The following is a 17,177-nucleotide window of genomic DNA, read 5'->3' as shown; positions in this document are numbered from 1 at the left end:
CGGCCACGGCGATACACTCGGGCCGATGAGCACGATCTCGGTCGTCATTCCGTGTCTCGACGACGCGGACTTCCTCATCGCGTGCCTCGACGCGATGGCCGCACAGTCGCGCCCCGCCGACGAGATCATCGTCGTCGACAACGGCTCGACCGACGACACCGCCGCCGTGGCGCGCGCCGCCGGCGCCCGAGTGCTCCTCGAGCCCCGACGCGGCATCTGGCCCGCGACCGCGACCGGCTTCGACGCCGCGAGGGGCGAGATCATCGCCCGGCTCGACGCCGACTCCGTACCCGCGCCCGACTGGCTCGCCCGGATCGAGCGGCGCATGACCGCCCGCGACCGACCGACGGTCGTCACGAACGGCGGCCGCTTCTACGGACGCAACGCCGCCGTCCGGTGGATCGCGCGCAACCTCTACATCGGCGGCTACTTCACCGTGATCGGCGGACTGCTCGGTCATCCGCCGATCTTCGGATCGAACTACGCCATCCGGGCCGACGCCTGGCGACGGCTCGAGCACCTCGTGCACCGCGACCGCGCCGACGTGCACGACGACCTCGACCTCGCCTGGTGGATGCAGCCCGGCATGACGGTCGTGCGCGACCGTCGGCTCGTCGTCGGCGTCTCTGCTCGGCCGTTCGACACCGCGGCCGGGCTCTGGCGACGAGTGCACATGGCATTCCACACCATGTCGATCGAATCGCGCGAATGGCCGCCACTCACCCGCCGCGCCGAGCGGCGGAGGGCACCGGCCTGGGTCTGGGAGGCGCCCGAGCTCCGCGAGGTCGCGCCCGAACGCGACGCCGACGGCGACGACGCGCTGCCCGCCTGACACGCCGTCGACGAGGGGATGCCTCGCGCCCGCGCCGTGGCACGGCCTGCGTGTGCTCACTCGGCGACCGAGCGGCTCGTCTCGAACAGCGCGAGCATGTCGCGCACCAACTGATGCGGCGCCGTCTCGCAGGGGCTGTGCCCCGTGGAGTAGCTCGCAAGACGGGCGCCGAGCTCGCGGGCCGAGCGCTCGTGCAGTGCGTGCGGCCAGAGGTCATGCTCGCCGACGGCGACGAGCTTCGGGACGTTCGTCGCCGCGAGTTCTGCACGCACGTCGGGGGTCGCCATCATCAGGGCGATGATGTCGTCGACGCTCTCGCGCCGGGTCAGCGCGAAGCGCTCCCGCACGAAGGCGAGTCGGCCCGGCGGCACCCGGTTGAGGTTGTTGCGGATGCCCCACAACATGAGCCCGGCGCCCTGCCTCGGCGTCGTGAAGCCGCTCAGCCAGCCGATGCGCTTGACGCCGCGGAACGCCTGCCCGGGTTCGGGCGGTGAGCTCAGCAGCGTCAGGCTCGCGAAACGGTCGGGCCGCTCGAGCAGGGCGAGCCCCGCGAGCGTTCCCGCGAAGCTGTAGCCGAGCACGTGCGCCCCGCCGGCGCCATCGTCGAGCACGGCGATCAGATCATCGAGGAAGAGCCGCTGGTCGTAGCGTTCGCGCTGAGGCACGAGGTTCCACGGACCGGCCTCGTGCGACTCGTACTGGCCTGCGAGGTCGAACGACTCCACCCGGTACCCCGCGGCGGCGAGCAGCGGCATCATCACGACGAAGTCCTCCTTCGACCCCGTCGCACCGGGGACGAGCACGACGCGCGGCCCGTCGGCAGGCCCGACGGAGATGCGCGCGAGCGGACCGCTGGGCGCGGCGAACACGGTGCGCTCGGTGCCCCCGGGAAGCACGCGCCAGTCGCGGTCGGGCAGCGCCTCGTCGAGTGCCCTCGCCCCGTCGATCACCGTCACGAGGCTCACGATAGCGGCTGAGAAGCCGTCGGCGGCCATGACCTACCGCCGGCATCTCCGCTCGGCCCCGCCTACGGTGCGGCGGGCCCGCCGCTCGACGCGACGAGGGCGGGGGCGCCGACCAGGCACCCCCGCCCCGCGACCCGTTTCCGGCCTATCCGACTTCGCCGTGCGAGTGGCCACCATCGCTGCCGACGGTGCCCTCAGGACCCGCCGGTGCAGGAAGGACGAGCCCGCCCGGCACCTCCTTGCCGACCACGCCGTTGACCGACTCGGTCGAGTAGGAGTAGGCGAGCACGGCGAGCGCGATCGCATCCATGTTCACATCGAGCGCGTACGCGTCGACGTTGTCGATGTCATCGCAGGCCTGGTGGTAGCACTGGTCGAGCATCTCGCCGACCTCACCGCCCCAGATCTCCTGCTGCTCGGCGGTCTTGATCGCGTCGGCGCCCGTGAACAGACCGCCCGCGGCGATGCCGTTCAGGATGAACGCCTCGTAGTCGCTGCGACCGCTGAACTCCGCGTCGTCGTACGGCACACCCACGCTCGTGAAATAGCTCTCGAACAGCTTCTCGATCTCGACCGAGCCGTCGGGCACCGTCACCGGCGCCGGGAAGCCCGACTCGTCGCCGTCGTACGTCATGAACATGTAGTTCGGCGAGGCGACCATGTCGAAGTTGAGGTAGAGGGCGATCTCGTCCTTCTCAGCCTGCGAGAGCGCGGCCACGTATGCGGCGGAGCCGAGCAGGCCGTCCTCCTCGGCGCCCCACCAGGCGAGGCGCACGGTGTTCTCGGGCTTCACCTTCGACATCTGCTCGGCGATCTCGAGCAGCGCGGCCGAGCCGCTTCCGTTGTCGTTGATGCCGGGGCCCTCGCGCACGGAGTCGAGGTGCGCACCGGCCATCACGACGTTCTCCTCGTTCGCGCCGGGCAGTTCCGCGATCACGTTCTTCTGCGGGCGGGGGTCGGGTGCGGGCACGAAGACGTGCGCCGTCGAGCCCGCCTGCGCGAGCGCCTCGCCCTGGGCGAAGCTCGCTCCGACGACCGGGATGCCGTGCGAGACCGGCGTGCCGTCGGTTCGCGACGAGGCGTCCGCGACGATCAGGCCCTCACGGTCGGACGTGTTGCCCTGGTTGAAGATGATGACGCCGACGGCGCCGGCCTGCTCGGCGAAGAACGCCTTGTCGCCGAAGTTGCAGGTGCCGCGCTGGACCAGTGCGATCGCGCCCACGGGGAACCCGGCGAAGTCCGCCTCCTCGCAGCCGCTGGTCGACGCGCGCGGCGGAGTGAGGTTGATGTCGACGGGAACGACGGCCGCGGTGACATCACCCGCGCCGCTGCCGCTGAATGCGCCGGTCGGGTACTCGGCCTGCACCGGCGACAACTGCTCGAGCGTCGCATCCCCGATGAAGTCGTAGTCGAACTCTTCGATCGACACGCTCCAACCGGCCGCCTCGAGCGTGTCGACGACGTAGTCGACGCTGGCCTCGTAGCCCGGGAGTCCGGCGGCCCGATTGCCGCCGTTCTCGTCGGCGATCTCTTGCAGCGCCTCGAGGTGCTCCATCGCGCCGTCGCCGCTCACGCATTCGAGCAGCTTCGAGACGGTGTTGTTGTTGCGGTTGTCGCACTTCGCGGCGGGCGCGGCGGTGGCCGCCCCTGCCGGGAACAGTGCGACGGCGAACGCCGCGACGGTCGCGATCGCCAATCCGCGGGACGTTGTCACAGGTGACTTCATCGTCTTCCTCCAACCGGCGGCCCGATCTGGGCGCCTGGGAAGGGAGCATAGGGTGCGAGCCCTTCCCGGGAAAGGGGGTGCGGAGAACTCCGGACGAACGTCTCGACCCGGTTGGCTGCGCGGCGTCGAGTGTGCTCGGGTCGCTGCCAGCGAACATCGGGCCGCCTCCCAGCGGCGTCGCCTAGGCTGGACCAATGGCTACCGTCGCGCTCACCCTGGAGACCTTCGAGAAGACGATCCTCGAGGGCGGCACCGTCTTCGTCGACTTCTGGGCCGAGTGGTGCGGCCCCTGCCGCCAGTTCGCGCCGAACTACGAGGCCGCCTCAGAGGCGAACCCCGACCTCACCTTCGCGAAGGTCGACACCGAGGACCAGCAGCAGCTCGCGGCCGCGATGAACATCACCTCGATCCCGACGATCATGGCGTTCAAGGACGGCATCGGCGTGTTCTCGCAGGCCGGCGCCCTCCCCCGGCCGATGCTCGACGAGCTCGTCTCGCAGGTGCGCGCGCTCGACATGGACGAGGTGCGCGCGCAGCTCGCCGCCCAGGAGTCGCAGGGCGCCGACGAGGCCCAGCAGGCCGCCGGCGTCTGAATCGACCGCCGGTCGTCAGGTCGGGCCGACCCCGCCGGCCTCGAGCGACTCGAGACCGCCGAGGTCGAGTTCGACGCCGTGCGGACGCGAGTCGCCGGTGATGCGCGCCGGCACCCGGACATAGCGACCCTCGGACGCGAGCGCGTCGAGGAGCTCGCGCCACGTGGCATCCACCGCATCGCCGAGGAAGCCGGCGTGCCTGGGCGTGCCGCCGCCGACGAGCTGCACCCCGATGCGGTAACGCCGCGACAGCCACCGGCTCGCGCGCGGCACGAGCACGGCGTGCTGGTCGGCGCCGCCGTGCAGCAGCGCGAGGTCGATGGCCGGCTGGTGACGGTGGGCGTCGGCGACCGGGGCGACCTGTCGCACCTCGCGTTCACGGCGCGGCGCGTCGACGAGTTCGAGCCCGTCGATCGTCTGCAGATCGCCCCATTGGTCGGGGTTGCCGCGCCGCCGCCCGCGGACGAGGCCTGCGACCAGCCACACGAGCGCGGCGACGAGCAGCACGGTGAACGGCCAGAACAGCCACGGCGGCGACTCGGGTCGCACGCCGCCCGTCGCGATGAGCAGCACGAGCACGACGAGATACGGCAGCGGCTCCCAGTGGAGGAGCGGCTTCCGGCGGGGCGCAGACATCTGTTCAGGCTATCGCGACGGATGCCCCGCGCTGTGACCGGGACGTCGGGTCAGCGCAGGGCGTCGAGCCGCGCGGCGACCTCGTCGAGCACGCGTTCCTCGCCCGCGTAGATGCCCTCGGGGCGGGGCCAGTGCGCGACGACGTCGGTGAAGCCGAGCTCCCGCGCCCGGCCCACCGCGTCCTCGAAGGCGGCGACGCTCGCGAGGCTCGTGCGCGCCTCCGAGTCGAGCGACAGCGTGCGTGCGAGTTCGCCGGGGGCGCGGCCGGCCGCCGCGCAGGCGTCGTCGAGCCGCGCCGAGAGCCCGGCGACCTGCCGCCACCACGCGTCGGTGCCGTCGTCGTCGCCGCCCGTCGTGACCCAGCCTTCGGCGAGCTCGGCGACGAGTGCGAGCCCTCTCGGGCCGTTCGCCGCGAGGTGGAACGGCGTGCGGGGCCGCTGCGCCGGCTCACCCACCATGCGGGCCCCGTCGGCGCTGAACCACTCCCCGTCGAACGAGATGCCGCCCGAGCCCGGCTCTTCGAAGCGCAGCAGGGTGTCGAGCTCGCGCACGAACTCGTTGAAGCGGTCGGCGCGTTGCCGGGCGGTGAGCAGCGGCTGCCCGAGCACGGTCGCGTCGAAGCCGGTGCCGCCCGAACCGATGCCGAGGAGCACGCGACCGCCCGAGATCTGGTCGAGGGTCGTGACGTCCTTCGCGAAGGGAACGGGATGCCGGTAGTTCGGGTGCGACACGAAGGTGCCGAGGCCGATGCGCTCGGTCACCATCGCGGCCGCCGTCAGCGTCGGGACGGTCGCGTGCCAGCGCTGGCCGGCGAGGCTGCGCCAGGCGAGGTGGTCGTACGTCCAGGCGTGGTCGAAGCCGTACTCCTCGGCCCCGCGCCAGTAGCGCGCAGCCTCTGGCCAATCGAACTGGGGCAGGATGACGATGCCGAATCGCATGCCGGTAGCCTAGGCCGCCCGCTCGGGGCCGGGGGCGACGACCGACGTCGACGCCGTCACGGGCACCGGTTCGGCGCCGAGTTCGATCGCGGGCGCACCCGGCGGATCGACCCGCTCGAGCTTCACGCAGACGATGCCGCCGAGGATGAGCAGGCCGCCGAGGATCTGCAGCGGGCCCAGCACCTCGCCGAGCAGGATCCACCCGGCGATCGCCGCGAACACGACCTCGGAGAGCCCGAGGAACGACGACAGTCGCGCGCCGAGCATGCGGATGGAGGCGATGCCCGCCGTGTAGGCGAAGGCCGTGGAGACGACGCCGACGGCGAGGAGCGGCACGAACCACGGGACATCCGCCCCCAGGAAGGCGACCTCGCCGAACACGACGTGCATCGGCAGCAGCCCGGTGAGCCCCGCGAGCCCGAGCGCGAGGGCGCCGACGACGAAGCCTGCCGCGATGAGCGTCACCGGGGGCAACTGCTCGGCGGCCGATTCGCCGACCGCGTAGTACACGCAGACGCCGATCATGGCGAGGGCGGCGAACGCGAGGCCGAGCACGTCGAGCCCGCCGCCGCCCGGGCCGATCACGAGCACGAGGCCGGCGAGCGCGAGCACCGATCCGCCGAGCACGACCCGCTGCGGCAGCCGGCGCGTGCGCACCCAGGCGAGGAGCACGAGCGCGATCGGCGCGAGGTACTCGATGAGCAGCGTCATCGACACCGGGATGCGCTGGAGCGAGGCGTAGAAGAAGAACTGCACGCCGGCGACGGCGACGGTGCCGTAGAGCAGGATCGTCCACTTGGCACGCCACAGCCGGCGGAAGTCGCCCTTCAACGCGAGGAGGCCGGGGATTGCCAGCAGCACGGCGGCGATCGAGATGCGCGCGAGCACCGCGGCGCCGGGCGACCAGCCGCTCTCGAGCAGGGGTTTCACGAAGACGCCGCCGATGCCGAAGGCGAGGCCGGCTGCAAGGCCGATCGCGATGCCGGCGAGTCCGCCACGTCGTGCCGTCATGGTCGCGCCACCTCTTCCTCGTCATGAGTGAAAACCGTTATGCTCGTGACAGTACATCCCGACCTCGTCAGGAGTCAAATGATTTTCACCGATGACACGGTGGCGGCACTGGAGTTCATGGCGGCGCTGGCCGACACGGTGCCCGAGGCATCCGAGTCGGGCGACGACGAGCTCGCGACGATCTCGCAGCTCGATGCGATGATCGACGCCTGGAGGTACTCGGGCCGCCACGACGGCGACGACGTCGAACTCGCCGAGGTCCGCGCGGCGCGCACGCGCCTCCGCACCGTGTGGGCGCTGCCGCGCGACGAGCTCGCGGGCGCCGTCAACGACATCCTCGACGAGGCGAACGCGCTCCCCCACCTGGTGCGGCACGACGGCGCCGACTGGCACATCCACGCCACCTCGCCCGACGCGCCGCTCGCCGAGCGCATGCTCGTCGAGGCCGCGATGGCCCTCGTCGACGTGGTGCGCGCCGACGAGACCCGGCGCCTGCGCGAGTGCGACGCCGACGACTGCGAGGGCGTCTACGTCGACCTCTCGAAGAACGCCTCGCGCCGCTACTGCAGCACCCGCTGCGGCAACCGCATGGCGGCACGGGCGCACCGGGCCCGCGCGAGCTGAGCGGGCGCGCGAGCTGAGCGGGCGCGCGAGCTGAGCGGGCGCGCGAGCTGAGCGGGCGCGCCCGCCCGTCGCGGGGCCGGCGATGCCGGCACGCCCACGCGAGGCATCCGGGCATGACGAAGGCCCCCACCGAATCGGTGGGGGCCTTCGCAAGAAGTTCGCGGTGTCTTCGAGAGCCGCGCGAGACTACTCCGCTTAGCGGCGCAGCCCGAGACGCTCGATGAGCGAGCGGTAGCGCGCGATGTCGACATCGGCGAGGTAGCCGAGGAGACGACGACGCTGACCGACGAGGAGCAGCAGGCCACGACGCGAGTGGTGGTCGTGCTTGTGCGCCTTGAGGTGCTCGGTGAGGTCCTTGATGCGCTTGGTGAGCAGCGCGATCTGGACCTCGGGGGATCCAGTGTCACCGGGGTGCGTCGCGTACTCTTCGATGATCGCCTTCTTGACGTCTGCTTCGAGTGCCATAGATGGGATCCCCTTTCTCCTTGTTGCGCGCTGCCCGGGGCCGAATGCCTGGGCTCTCTTGATGCGCGGCCGATTCACGGCAACCTGAATACTCTACCAGAGCGGATGCCTCGGGGTGACCGGAGCCTCGGCGGTCGCCGCAGGCAGAGCACGTCGCGTGGCATGGCGGGTCGGTCGGTGAGCTGTCTCCATGCGTCGCGATTCGAGCGATCGATGGATGTCACGGCACGGCCATCACCCAGTCCCGAAGCTCAGGCAGGCATCGCGCAGAGGTGACGATACTTCAATTGATCTGCGGTTTCGTCGCCGCAGCAATGTCAGTGGCTCCTGCTTGAATGATCACATGCCCACCATCGTCGAAGGCCCGCCGCTCGAGGCACTGCAGTTCGAGTTGGCGGCGATCTCGGCGTTCGAGGGCATGCTCCGGCAGATCCAGGCCGACCAGTACCACCGCATCCAGCGGGCGCGTGAGCTCGCGGGCATCGTCGACGGTGTGGGCGCGGCTGCGACCGCCGCCGAGCGCGATCTCGCGGCGCGCTCGTTCGTGGCCGAGCTCGCGACGACGCTCGGGCTGCACGAGGCTTCCGCCTCTCGTCTCGTCGCCGAGGCCGAGCGCCTCACCGGGCCGCGCGCAGCGACGCTCGACGCCCTCGAGGCGGGCGTGCTCGGGCTCACGCAGGTGCGCTCGGTGCTCGAGCTGACGCAGGGCTCGCCCAGCCCGGTCGCCGACACGGTCGAGCGTGTCGCGCTCGACGCCGCGGCCTCGGCCGCCGCCGAGGGGGTCGCGTCGACCAATGCCGACGTGCGCCGGCGCATGCGGCGCGTGCGCGAGCGGTTGCACCCCGAGTCGCTCGCCGAGCGTCGCACGCGGGCGGTCGATGAACGTCGGGTGTGCGTCGACCCGGCGCCCGACGGAATGGCGTGGCTCAGCATCCATCTCGAGGCCGAGCGTGCGCTCGCGATCGAGCGACGGCTCGGCGCGTTGGCGCGCCGCGAGGCGAGCGGCGACTCGCGCACCCCCGCCCAGCGCACCGCCGATCTCGCGGCCGACCTGCTGCTCGGCGGCAGCCTCGCGGGCGGCACCGACACCGTCGACGTGCTCGCGCGCATCAATGTGACCGTACCCGTCATGGCACTGCTCGGCCTCTCCGACGAGCCCGCCGAACTCGACGGCTACGGCCCGATCGATGCCGAGGCCGCCCGGCGGCTGGCCGCGCACGCCCCGTCGATGCGACGCATCCTCGTGCACCCCGAGACGGGCGCCGTGCTCAGCTACGGCCGTCAGCACTACCGTGCGCCGGCCGATCTCGACGGTTTCGTGCGCGTGCGCGACGGGCAGTGCCGCTTTCCGGGCTGCAGTCGCCGCGCCGACCACGCCGACCTCGACCACACGACGGCATGGCAGCACGGCGGCAAGACCACCGCGACGAACCTCGCCGCGCTCTGCCGGCACCACCACCGACTGAAACACGAGAGCGGCTGGCGCGTCGAGCAGCAGGCCGGCGGGGCCATGCGGTGGACCTCACCGGCCGGGCACGTACTGCGAACGCTGCCCGAGCGGCCGTTTGCGGAGGTCGGGGCCGGTGAAGCGGCCGATCCCCCGCCTGCCCGCGCACTCGAAGCTCCGCCACCTGAAGCAGTCGCGGGCGATCGAGACGTGTTCGACCGAGTGCCGTCGGGCCTGCCCGAGTTCGCGCCGTTCTGACGGCGTCGCCGCACCCGAGACAGCGCCGCCTGCGGGCGTCGCACGGGCGCTGTCCGAATTCGGCGGCTACCGCCTGCTGAAGGTGCCCGGTGAAAGACATCGAGGGGATGCTCCGGTTCCCCTGCAAGGGACGCAAGGTCGTCCGAGCTCCCTCACATCGCTCACCCGAACTCCCCCTCGAGCAGCGAGAGCGCCGCGTCGACGGCCTCGGCCGGCGTGCCCGTGCCGCTCCGCGCCCACCAGCGCATCGCGCTGAACCCGGTGGTGAGGTAGAGGTCGGCGAGCAGGTGCGCCCGCAGTGACCCCCGCTCGCCGAGGTACGGCTCGAGCAGTTCGTGCACGGCGCCGAACTTGGCGAGCCCGTGCGCGAGCACCGCGGGGTGGGCGTCGATGATGCGCAGCCGCTGCCGGGTGACGCCGAGGAGTTCGGGCGGGAACTCCGCCATCGCGACGTACGCTCGGTGGAGTGCCGTGACCGACGGCTTGGTGCCCTCCGCCCCGAGCGACGCCTCGAACCGCGCGATGGCCTCGTCGAATCCACCCCAGACGAGGTCGGGCTTCGACGGGTAGTAGCGGAACAGCGTGCGCCGGCTCACCCCGGCCGCATCGGCGACCTCGGCCATGGTCACCTCGTCGAAGCCGCGCTCGTCGAAGAGTGCGAGGGCGACGGCGGCGAGCGCCTCGGGGTCGACCTCGACCGGTCGCCCACGCGGTGCGCGGGGCGCGCCGGGCGCTGCGGGGGCATCCATGGTCATGCTGCCATTCTCATGGGAACATTTTATGACACTGAGTGTTATAACTGGTGGACCGGCCAGGAACCCGGCCGGCGAACCACACCCGCGACGCCGCGAACCCCACGACGCCGCACTCACCCCTGAGGAGCAGCAATGAACACCGCCATCACCCCCGGACGCTTCGACGGCAAGGTCGCGATCGTCACCGGCGCCGGCTCGGGCATCGGCCTCGCGACCACTGTGCGCCTGGCCTCCGAGGGCGCCCGCGTCATCGCCGCCGACGTCTCGTCGGAACGCCTCGACGCCCTCGTCGCCGCGAACCGCTCGCTCGACATCGTGGCGGTCGCGGGCGACATCACGGTCGAGGAGAACGTGCAGGCGCTCATCGCCGCCGCGGGCGACAAGATCGACGTGCTCGCGAACGTCGCCGGCATCATGGACGCCTTCCTGCCCGCCGCCGAGGTCGACGACGCCACCTGGGAGCGGGTCATGAACGTCAACGTCACCGCCGTCATGCGCCTCACCCGCGCGGTGCTGCCGAAGATGCTCGCCGAGGGCTCGGGCTCGATCGTCAACGTCACGAGCGAGGCGGGCCTCCGCGGCGCCTCGGCCGGTGCGGCCTACACGACCTCGAAGCACGCGGTCGTCGGCTTCACGAAGAACACCTCGGTGATGTACTCGGGCTCGGGCATCCGCGTGAACGCGGTCGCCCCGGGCGGCGTGAAGACGAACATCGAAGCCCCATTCAAGTCGGAGCACGCCGGCCGCGTGCTCGGCCCGGTGCTCGGCGCCCTCGCGCTCGTGCCCGCCGAGCCCGAGCAGCTCGCGGCGGCGATCACGTGGCTCCTCTCCGACGACTCGGCCAACGTGTCGGGCGTCGTGCTCGCCTCCGACGGCGGCTGGTCGGCGATCTGATCGGCTGAGCGGTCGAACACCGGATGCCTCGTGCGCACGCCTGCGCACGGGGCATCCGTTGTCTCATCGGCCCGCGCCCGCGAGACTGGGGCCATGGCCTTCGTCATCAAGCGCGTGTACGAACCCGCTGCGGCGGACGACGGGTTCCGGGTGCTCGTCGACCGCCTGTGGCCGCGTGGCGTCAGCAAGGCGCGCGCCGAGCTCGACCTCTGGGACAAGGAGGTCGCCCCCTCCCCCGAACTGCGCACCGAGTGGCACCACGCCGCCGATCGGCAGGTCGACTTCGAACACTTCGCGGCGCGCTACCGTGCCGAGCTCGACGGCAGCGCGGCCGCCGGGGCGCTGCTCGCGCTCGGTGGTGAGCACGACCGCGTGACGTTGCTCTACGGCGCCCGCGACGAGCACAGCAACCACGCCGCGGTGCTGCTCGACTGGCTGGGCGAGCACGGCGCATCGGTCGCCCTTGAGGACCCGCCGCACTCGGCGTAGCGTGCGCATCATCCCCAAGAAAGTGAGGTCTCATCATGCTCACGACCCGAAGGACCCCCGCGGCCGCACTCGCCCTCGCCGCGATCGCCGCGCTCACGTTGGGCGGTGCCGGTGCCGCCCAGGCGAAGCCGCCGGGCACACCGGCGATCCCCCTGAACAACGAGCAGGAGTCGCAGACCACCGGAGCCAACGGAGGCGCCCACGGTTTCCTGGCCTACGACCTCGTCGGCGACGAGTTCTGCTACACCCTCGAGGTCGAGGGGCTCACGGCGGGTGCGAGCGCCGCACATGTGCATGTCGGCCCCCGCAACGTCGCCGGTCCGGTCGTGATCCCGATCGTCGTGCCCGATGCGACGAGCTTCGTCGTCGACGACTGCGTGCCCGCCGACCCCGCACTGCTCGATGCGATCGACGCGTCGCCCGGGGCGTACTACCTCAACGTGCACACGCCGACCTTCCCGGGGGGCGAGGTGCGCGGTCAGCTGAAGTAGGCGACTACGGCTGCGGCGCGAAGGGGAAGATCGCCGGCCATCCGGTGTGCGCGTAGACGATGACCGCGAACACCACCGCGTCGAAGAGCATGTGCACCACGAACACGTAGGTGAGCGACTTCGTGAGCTTGAACGTGTAGCCCTGGATGAGCGCGAACGGGATGGTGAGGAGCGGACCCCACGACTGGTAGCCGAGCTCCCACAGGAAGGAGACGAACACGATCGACTGCAGGAGGTTCGCCTGCCAGCTCGGGAAGTGCCGGCGCAGCAGCACGAAGACCGTGCAGACGAAGAAGAGCTCGTCCCACGTGCCGACGGCGGCGACGCCGACGAAGAGGCGCGCGATCGTGTCGGGCTCGGTCACGGTCGGCCAGTTCTCGTAGACCCCCGAGGAGATGAAGTAGAACGGCAGGATCAGCCAGCCCGCGAGCGTCACGAAGATCAGGTAGAGCCACTGGGTGCGGTTCCAGCGGCGGCCCGTACGCCACGGGAAGCGGATGACGTGCTCGCGGTAGACGAACCGCGAGATGACGTAGGGCACGAGCACCGCGAGGCCCAGCACGACCGCGAAGCGCACCATGCCCTCGTTGCTGAGGTCGGCCTTCAGCGACACCGTCGAGATGATGACCTGGCCGACGGCGATGAGCGCGAGGTCGGCGAGGAGGCGCTCGGTACGGCCCGAGCGGTCGCAGAGCCAGGCGGCGACGAGCCCCGCCGCGAGCATCGCGTACCCCGCGATCGGCACCATGAATCCGAAGAGCGCCACCGCGGCGCCGCAGACGAGGAGCGCCGGTAGGAGCGCAATCTGATGCGTTCGCAGCGCGGACGGCTCAGCGGGCGCACCGGCGCCGAGGCCCCGCGTGCGATCGTCGTTCATTCGCGACACCGGCTGCTCACCTGCCCCGCCGCCTACTCGTCGTCGGCGAGCTCGCCGCGATGCGCGGCCCGCACCCAGCGCGCGAGGAACTCGGCACCCGCCTCGTCGTGGATCAGTTCGCCGGCGGTGAGCACCGGGTAGCCGGTGGCCGGGATGCCCTCGGCCGGGCGCACGTCGACGTGCCGCACCCGCTCGCCGCGCTCGTGCAGCCAGTCGGCCATGCGGTAGTCGCCGCGCGAGTCGCCCATCGTGCGCCAGTGCTGCGGTCGGATGCCGCGTGCCTCGAGCAGTTCGACGGCGCGCGCCGCGCCGAGGTCCTTGCCGAGCCGCACCGACTCGACGTCGGTCGAGATGATCGTCGGATCGATGCGCCAGTGCACGCGCCCCGTGTCATCCGGCCGTTCATCGCCCTCGCGCACGGTGCCGAAGCCGCGCGCGGCGAGCGATTCGTGCGCGTGGGCGTCGAATCGGGGCTGCGCCTCGAGATAGCGCTCGGATGCCACGTGCACGTGCTGCTCGACGGAGACCATGGCCCGCTTGGTGTCGTCGAAGAACGCGAACTCGTCGAAATGCGCCTCGACGTAGGCGCGCATCTCGGCGGCGAAGTCGGCGGGCATGGCGAGATCGAGATCGACGAACACCTCGCCGAGCCCGCCCACGCCGATCTCGGCCCAGACCGCGCCCTTCTCGCAGATCGCCCAGACCGGCGCGCCCGGCGCGAGCCCCGCCGCGAGGAGCGGCGGCACGACCTCGGCGGCGATGAACGCGTCGGAGCGGCCCGTGTTGAAGACGACGGGATTGCCGGCGTTCGCGAGGGCCGCCAGATCGCGAGCGATCGACGGGATCGCGATCGACCGGGTGACCGGACTCGCGATGGGTCCGTCGACGTCGAGCAGCAGCGCGAGGAAGGGAGCGGCGGTCACGCCACCAGCCTAACCGGACGGCATGCGTCGGACCCGGCGCTGCAGCGACCGGCCGCGCCCGCCGGTCGCACGACGCGCCTCGACGTTGTCGGCGGCGGATGCCAACATGAGGCATGCGACAGATCGTTCCCCCCTACCTGCTCGATCGGATCGCCGACGCGGGCGCCGATCGCTTCCCGCTCGCCGCCGAGGCGGCCCGGCGTTCGCTGCTGCACGACGCTCCGCGTCGGGCACTTCGGGGTGCACCGCCGGTCTTGCCGCCGCTGCACGACGACGACGACCTTCCCGCGGTGCTGCCCGACGCCCCGTCGATGCCCGACCGCCGCATCTCCGACGCCGGGGGCCGCGAGACGCTGCCGGGCCGGCTCGTGCGCCGCGAGGGCGAGCCCGCGAGCGGCGACGCGTCCGTCGACGACGCGTACGACGGCCTCGGCGACACCCACCGGCTCTTCGACCGGGTCTTCGGCCGCGACTCGATCGACGGGGCGGGCATGCCGCTCGAGGCGACCGTGCACTTCGGACGGCTCTACGACAACGCCTTCTGGGACGGCGAGCGCATGGTCTTCGGCGACGGCGACGGCGAGGTGTTCCGGGGCTTCACCGACTCGCTCAGCGTCATCGGCCACGAGCTCGCCCACGGCGTCACCGAGCACACCGCCGGCCTGCGCTACCAGGGGCAGTCCGGTGCGCTCAACGAACACGTCTCCGACGCATTCGGCGCGCTCGTCGAGCAGTACGCGCTCGGCCAGGACGCGGGCGCCGCCACCTGGCTGATCGGCGAGGGCATCTTCACCGACGAGGTCGAGGGCCGGGCCCTGCGCTCGATGCTCGAGCCCGGCACGGCGTACGACGACGACGTGCTCGGCCGCGACCCGCAGCCCGGGCACATGCGCGACTACATCGACACCGACGACGACAACGGCGGCGTGCACCTGAACTCCGGCATCCCGAACCGGGCGTTCGCCCTCGCCGCTCGTGAGCTCGACGGCTTCGCGTGGGAGCACGTCGGGCGCATCTGGTACGACACGCTCATCTCGGGCCGGCTCGGCCGCGACGCCACCTTCGCCGAGTTCGCGGCCGAGACGGTGCAGAGCGCCGAGTCGCGCTTCGGCGCCGGCTCGCGCGAGGCCAGTGCGGTGCGGCACGGCTGGCAGACCGTCGGCGTGCTCGACGAGCAGGCGGCCGACACGCCGTCGGAGTAGCATCCAGCACGATGGATGTCATCGTGCAGCGCAGCGGCGGCCTCGCCGGCACGCGCCTCACCTGGGAGGTGCGCGTCGACGAGCAACCCGACCCCGACGAGTGGTACATCCTCATCGACGAGATCCCGTGGGCCGAGCCGCCCCCGGTGCCGCCCGAGCCCGATCGTTTCATCTACCGGATCCGCTGCGAACCGAACGAGGCGACCCTCGCCGAGCGTCAGCTCACGGGGCCGTGGCGTCAGCTCGTCGAGCGGGTGCAGGAGACGACGGACCCGACGCGGAACGATCCGCGCGAAGCTTCGCGACGACGCCCCACGCGATGAGCCCCTGGGCTGCGAGGTAGGTCGACATGACGACGAAGTCGTGGGCGGCGAACTCGTACCCGGGCAGGAACCGACCGAGCGCGAGCACCGAGTCCGAGACGACGAAGAACGCACCGCCAAGGGCGATCCACCCGCCGTGCATCGACGCGGTCGTCGCCATCAGGCCGATCGCGACCGCGTAGAGCGTGATCGGCACGGCGAGCATGCCGGCGTGCGGCAACAGCACGACGAGCATCACGACCACCCACGCCCAGTAGACGGTCGACCAGGCAGGCGGACGGCGGCGCGATCGGGGCAGCCGCACGAAGAGCACGATGTAGACGACGTGAGCGAGGAGGAACGATGCCAGCCCGGCCGCGAACCACCCGTCGCCCGGGAAGGTGAGGAGGACGTCGCCGCCCCATGAGCAGGCGATGCCGCCGAGGAGGAGGAGCGGGCCCGCGGCGCGCACCCTGGGCACGAGGATGAGGACCGCGAGCGCGAGGAGCGGCATCAGCAGCGACTTCGTCGCCGTCACGCTCCAGGCCGGGCCGGCGTACTGGAGCACGAGGTGGAGCACGGAGACCACGAGGTAGGGGGCGAAGGCGGGCAGCACCCCCGAATCGTAGCCCACGCGCGACGAAGGCCGGCGGGCTCGCGCCCACCGGCCTTCTCGGTGAATCGACGTCGGTTCAGCTGACGCCGAGCAGGTCGATCACGAAGATCAGGGTCTTGCCCGAGAGCTGGTGCCCGCCGCCCGCGGGGCCGTAGGCCTTGTGCGGGGGGACGGTGAGCTTGCGGCGTCCGCCGACCTTCATGCCGGGGATGCCCTCCTGCCAGCCGGAGATGAGGGCTGCGAGCGGGAAGTTGATCGACTGGCCGCGACCCCACGAGGAGTCGAACTCCTCGCCGCTGTCGTACTCGACGCCGAGGTAGTGCACGTCGACCGTCGAGCCGGCGGTCGCCTCGGCGCCGTCGCCCACGACGATGTCCTCGATGATGAGGTCTGCGGGCGCCGGGCCCTCGGGGGCGTCGATCTCGGGCTTGCTGTTCGTATCGGTCATGCGTCAAGCCAAACAGGTTCGCGGTGCACTCGCAATCGCGGACAACCGTCCACCCCCCTCTTGCGCTGACTGCGAACACGTTGCACTCTGGAATCCGAGAACTCGTCGCCCCGTAGAGATGTCGGCAGTGCCACACCACAGGGCGGCGAGTTTCCTCGTGTCGGGGGCATCGCTGGGCACCCCCGAGACGAGTCGGAGCAGGCGGGCTCCGCCGCCCTGTGGCGAGTCCATCACTCCAGCAGTCGCGACCTGATGAGAAATCGCACGCCCTCGGGCGCCTCGACCGAGAAGCCGCTGCCGCGGCCGGGCACGACGTCGACGGTGAGGTGCGTGTGGCGCCAGTACGCGAACTGCTCTGCCGACATCCAGAAGGGCACGACGCGCGTCGCCGCCTCCGAGCCCGTCCACGAGGCATCCGGCCCGGCGGCGCCGCGCCCCAGGTCGAGCTCGCCGAGCAACACGTCGGCGCCGCTCGTCAGGAACTCCCCCGCTGGATAGCACATCGGAGCACTGCCGTCGCAGCATCCGCCCGACTGGTGGAACATCAACGGTCCGTGCGCCTCCCACAGGCGCTCGAGCAGGGTCGCCGCCGCGGGTGAGAGCTCCACCCGCGGCGACGTCTCCCCCGCGATCACCACCCGGCCGACGACGCCGTCCGCGAAGCGCTCGAGTGACATCGTCCGCC

The 17,177-nt window shown here is 71.5% G+C and carries 21 protein-coding genes; 9 read left to right on the top strand and 12 right to left on the bottom strand.

Going from position 1 to position 17,177, the window contains the following annotated elements:
* Positions 1-25 precede the first annotated feature (25 nt).
* Positions 26-832 carry a glycosyltransferase family 2 protein gene (locus GQQ93_RS02770; protein WP_157422670.1) on the top strand — a complete coding sequence of 269 codons (807 nt, stop codon included), beginning with the start codon at positions 26-28 and terminating at the stop codon, positions 830-832.
* Positions 833-888: 56 nt separating this feature from the next.
* Here the strand turns inward: GQQ93_RS02770 and GQQ93_RS02765 are convergent, their stop codons facing one another.
* The gene (locus GQQ93_RS02765) at positions 889-1,788 is read right to left on the bottom strand and encodes an alpha/beta fold hydrolase (protein WP_246192028.1); all 900 of its coding nucleotides are present in this window, start codon (positions 1,786-1,788) and stop codon (positions 889-891) included.
* Positions 1,789-1,942: 154 nt separating this feature from the next.
* Positions 1,943-3,511: a M28 family peptidase gene (locus tag GQQ93_RS02760; RefSeq protein ID WP_246192026.1), complete on the bottom strand. Its 1,569-nt coding sequence runs from the start codon at positions 3,509-3,511 to the stop codon at positions 1,943-1,945.
* Between the two features lie 206 nt (positions 3,512-3,717).
* On the opposite strand from GQQ93_RS02760, the gene trxA reads away from it, so the two are divergent.
* The gene (gene trxA, locus GQQ93_RS02755; RefSeq protein WP_157422667.1) at positions 3,718-4,116 is read left to right on the top strand and encodes a thioredoxin; all 399 of its coding nucleotides are present in this window, start codon (positions 3,718-3,720) and stop codon (positions 4,114-4,116) included.
* A 15-nt stretch (positions 4,117-4,131) separates the two neighbouring features.
* Here trxA and GQQ93_RS02750 read toward each other — a convergent pair whose 3' ends face one another.
* Genes GQQ93_RS02750 through GQQ93_RS02740 form a run of 3 tightly spaced genes read right to left on the bottom strand, consistent with a single transcriptional unit; the run spans position 4,132 to position 6,701 of the window.
* On the bottom strand, positions 4,132-4,752 hold the full coding sequence (locus tag GQQ93_RS02750) for a hypothetical protein (RefSeq protein ID WP_157422666.1): 621 nt from the start codon (positions 4,750-4,752) through the stop codon (positions 4,132-4,134).
* A gap of 50 nt (positions 4,753-4,802) precedes the next feature.
* Positions 4,803-5,690 carry an LLM class flavin-dependent oxidoreductase gene (locus GQQ93_RS02745; RefSeq protein WP_157422665.1) on the bottom strand — a complete coding sequence of 296 codons (888 nt, stop codon included), beginning with the start codon at positions 5,688-5,690 and terminating at the stop codon, positions 4,803-4,805.
* Between the two features lie 9 nt (positions 5,691-5,699).
* Entirely contained in the window at positions 5,700-6,701 is a 1,002-nt protein-coding gene (locus GQQ93_RS02740) for an EamA family transporter (protein WP_157422664.1), read from the bottom strand.
* 78 nt (positions 6,702-6,779) lie between these two features.
* Here GQQ93_RS02740 and GQQ93_RS02735 point away from each other — a divergent pair, with 78 nt between their 5' ends.
* Positions 6,780-7,325, top strand: coding sequence for a CGNR zinc finger domain-containing protein (locus GQQ93_RS02735; protein WP_157422663.1), 546 nt, complete (start codon positions 6,780-6,782; stop codon positions 7,323-7,325).
* A 195-nt stretch (positions 7,326-7,520) separates the two neighbouring features.
* On the opposite strand, the gene rpsO is transcribed toward GQQ93_RS02735, so the two are convergent.
* The gene (gene rpsO, locus GQQ93_RS02730) at positions 7,521-7,790 is read right to left on the bottom strand and encodes a 30S ribosomal protein S15 (RefSeq protein WP_022890935.1); all 270 of its coding nucleotides are present in this window, start codon (positions 7,788-7,790) and stop codon (positions 7,521-7,523) included.
* 343 nt (positions 7,791-8,133) lie between these two features.
* Here rpsO and GQQ93_RS02725 point away from each other — a divergent pair, with 343 nt between their 5' ends.
* On the top strand, positions 8,134-9,495 hold the full coding sequence (locus tag GQQ93_RS02725; protein WP_170296101.1) for an HNH endonuclease signature motif containing protein: 1,362 nt from the start codon (positions 8,134-8,136) through the stop codon (positions 9,493-9,495).
* 161 nt (positions 9,496-9,656) lie between these two features.
* Here GQQ93_RS02725 and GQQ93_RS17825 read toward each other — a convergent pair whose 3' ends face one another.
* A complete protein-coding gene (locus tag GQQ93_RS17825) occupies positions 9,657-10,250 on the bottom strand; it encodes a TetR family transcriptional regulator (protein ID WP_170296100.1) in 594 nt (197 codons plus the stop codon).
* Between the two features lie 132 nt (positions 10,251-10,382).
* Between GQQ93_RS17825 and GQQ93_RS02715 the strand changes: the two genes are divergently transcribed.
* The 3 genes from GQQ93_RS02715 to GQQ93_RS02705 all read left to right on the top strand — a co-directional run bounded on the left by GQQ93_RS02715 (position 10,383) and on the right by GQQ93_RS02705 (position 12,124).
* A complete protein-coding gene (locus GQQ93_RS02715) occupies positions 10,383-11,144 on the top strand; it encodes an SDR family NAD(P)-dependent oxidoreductase (protein ID WP_157422661.1) in 762 nt (253 codons plus the stop codon).
* Between the two features lie 93 nt (positions 11,145-11,237).
* The gene (locus GQQ93_RS02710) at positions 11,238-11,633 is read left to right on the top strand and encodes a DUF488 domain-containing protein (protein WP_157422660.1); all 396 of its coding nucleotides are present in this window, start codon (positions 11,238-11,240) and stop codon (positions 11,631-11,633) included.
* Positions 11,634-11,668: 35 nt separating this feature from the next.
* On the top strand, positions 11,669-12,124 hold the full coding sequence (locus GQQ93_RS02705; protein ID WP_157422659.1) for a CHRD domain-containing protein: 456 nt from the start codon (positions 11,669-11,671) through the stop codon (positions 12,122-12,124).
* A gap of 4 nt (positions 12,125-12,128) precedes the next feature.
* On the opposite strand, the gene GQQ93_RS02700 is transcribed toward GQQ93_RS02705, so the two are convergent.
* Both GQQ93_RS02700 and GQQ93_RS02695 read right to left on the bottom strand, forming a co-directional pair.
* Entirely contained in the window at positions 12,129-13,001 is an 873-nt protein-coding gene (locus tag GQQ93_RS02700; protein ID WP_246192025.1) for a CPBP family intramembrane glutamic endopeptidase, read from the bottom strand.
* 32 nt (positions 13,002-13,033) lie between these two features.
* On the bottom strand, positions 13,034-13,924 hold the full coding sequence (locus GQQ93_RS02695) for a hypothetical protein (protein ID WP_157422658.1): 891 nt from the start codon (positions 13,922-13,924) through the stop codon (positions 13,034-13,036).
* Positions 13,925-14,037: 113 nt separating this feature from the next.
* On the opposite strand from GQQ93_RS02695, the gene GQQ93_RS02690 reads away from it, so the two are divergent.
* Together GQQ93_RS02690 and GQQ93_RS02685 are read left to right on the top strand one after the other, a co-directional pair.
* Positions 14,038-15,126, top strand: a complete 1,089-nt coding sequence (locus tag GQQ93_RS02690) for a M4 family metallopeptidase (RefSeq protein WP_157422657.1) — start codon at positions 14,038-14,040, stop codon at positions 15,124-15,126.
* Between the two features lie 11 nt (positions 15,127-15,137).
* Positions 15,138-15,449, top strand: a complete 312-nt coding sequence (locus tag GQQ93_RS02685; RefSeq protein WP_157422656.1) for a protealysin inhibitor emfourin — start codon at positions 15,138-15,140, stop codon at positions 15,447-15,449.
* Here the strand turns inward: GQQ93_RS02685 and GQQ93_RS02680 are convergent.
* The 3 genes from GQQ93_RS02680 to GQQ93_RS02670 form a co-directional block, all read right to left on the bottom strand.
* Complete coding sequence (locus GQQ93_RS02680) at positions 15,349-16,044, bottom strand: lysoplasmalogenase (RefSeq protein WP_157422655.1); 696 nt, start codon at positions 16,042-16,044, stop codon at positions 15,349-15,351. The two genes, GQQ93_RS02685 and GQQ93_RS02680, sit on opposite strands and share 101 nt — an antisense overlap.
* 76 nt (positions 16,045-16,120) lie before the next feature.
* A complete protein-coding gene (locus tag GQQ93_RS02675) occupies positions 16,121-16,492 on the bottom strand; it encodes an FKBP-type peptidyl-prolyl cis-trans isomerase (protein WP_157422654.1) in 372 nt (123 codons plus the stop codon).
* Between the two features lie 230 nt (positions 16,493-16,722).
* Positions 16,723-17,169: a DUF779 domain-containing protein gene (locus GQQ93_RS02670; RefSeq protein ID WP_157422653.1), complete on the bottom strand. Its 447-nt coding sequence runs from the start codon at positions 17,167-17,169 to the stop codon at positions 16,723-16,725.
* Between the last annotated feature and the right edge of the window lie 8 nt (positions 17,170-17,177).

This window comes from Agromyces lapidis, from assembly GCF_009749405.1.
Taxonomy (GTDB): domain Bacteria; phylum Actinomycetota; class Actinomycetes; order Actinomycetales; family Microbacteriaceae; genus Agromyces; species Agromyces lapidis.
The sequence above is the reverse complement of the archived record's forward strand: the minus strand, read 5'-3'. Positions and strand labels throughout refer to the sequence as shown.

What these genes read in the sequence shown, in the direction of transcription:
- GQQ93_RS02700 (WP_246192025.1), bottom strand. Translation starts at nt 13,001, where the DNA reads ATGAACGACGATCGCACGCGGGGCCTCGGCGCCGGTGCGCCCGCTGAG.
- GQQ93_RS17825 (WP_170296100.1), bottom strand. Translation starts at nt 10,250, where the DNA reads ATGACCATGGATGCCCCCGCAGCGCCCGGCGCGCCCCGCGCACCGCGT.
- GQQ93_RS02710 (WP_157422660.1), top strand. Translation starts at nt 11,238, where the DNA reads ATGGCCTTCGTCATCAAGCGCGTGTACGAACCCGCTGCGGCGGACGAC.
- GQQ93_RS02690 (WP_157422657.1), top strand. Translation starts at nt 14,038, where the DNA reads ATGCGACAGATCGTTCCCCCCTACCTGCTCGATCGGATCGCCGACGCG.
- trxA (WP_157422667.1), top strand. Translation starts at nt 3,718, where the DNA reads ATGGCTACCGTCGCGCTCACCCTGGAGACCTTCGAGAAGACGATCCTC.
- GQQ93_RS02715 (WP_157422661.1), top strand. Translation starts at nt 10,383, where the DNA reads ATGAACACCGCCATCACCCCCGGACGCTTCGACGGCAAGGTCGCGATC.
- GQQ93_RS02705 (WP_157422659.1), top strand. Translation starts at nt 11,669, where the DNA reads ATGCTCACGACCCGAAGGACCCCCGCGGCCGCACTCGCCCTCGCCGCG.
- GQQ93_RS02750 (WP_157422666.1), bottom strand. Translation starts at nt 4,752, where the DNA reads ATGTCTGCGCCCCGCCGGAAGCCGCTCCTCCACTGGGAGCCGCTGCCG.
- GQQ93_RS02685 (WP_157422656.1), top strand. Translation starts at nt 15,138, where the DNA reads ATGGATGTCATCGTGCAGCGCAGCGGCGGCCTCGCCGGCACGCGCCTC.
- GQQ93_RS02670 (WP_157422653.1), bottom strand. Translation starts at nt 17,169, where the DNA reads ATGTCACTCGAGCGCTTCGCGGACGGCGTCGTCGGCCGGGTGGTGATC.
- GQQ93_RS02675 (WP_157422654.1), bottom strand. Translation starts at nt 16,492, where the DNA reads ATGACCGATACGAACAGCAAGCCCGAGATCGACGCCCCCGAGGGCCCG.
- GQQ93_RS02770 (WP_157422670.1), top strand. Translation starts at nt 26, where the DNA reads ATGAGCACGATCTCGGTCGTCATTCCGTGTCTCGACGACGCGGACTTC.
- GQQ93_RS02735 (WP_157422663.1), top strand. Translation starts at nt 6,780, where the DNA reads ATGATTTTCACCGATGACACGGTGGCGGCACTGGAGTTCATGGCGGCG.
- GQQ93_RS02740 (WP_157422664.1), bottom strand. Translation starts at nt 6,701, where the DNA reads ATGACGGCACGACGTGGCGGACTCGCCGGCATCGCGATCGGCCTTGCA.
- GQQ93_RS02745 (WP_157422665.1), bottom strand. Translation starts at nt 5,690, where the DNA reads ATGCGATTCGGCATCGTCATCCTGCCCCAGTTCGATTGGCCAGAGGCT.
- rpsO (WP_022890935.1), bottom strand. Translation starts at nt 7,790, where the DNA reads ATGGCACTCGAAGCAGACGTCAAGAAGGCGATCATCGAAGAGTACGCG.
- GQQ93_RS02725 (WP_170296101.1), top strand. Translation starts at nt 8,134, where the DNA reads ATGCCCACCATCGTCGAAGGCCCGCCGCTCGAGGCACTGCAGTTCGAG.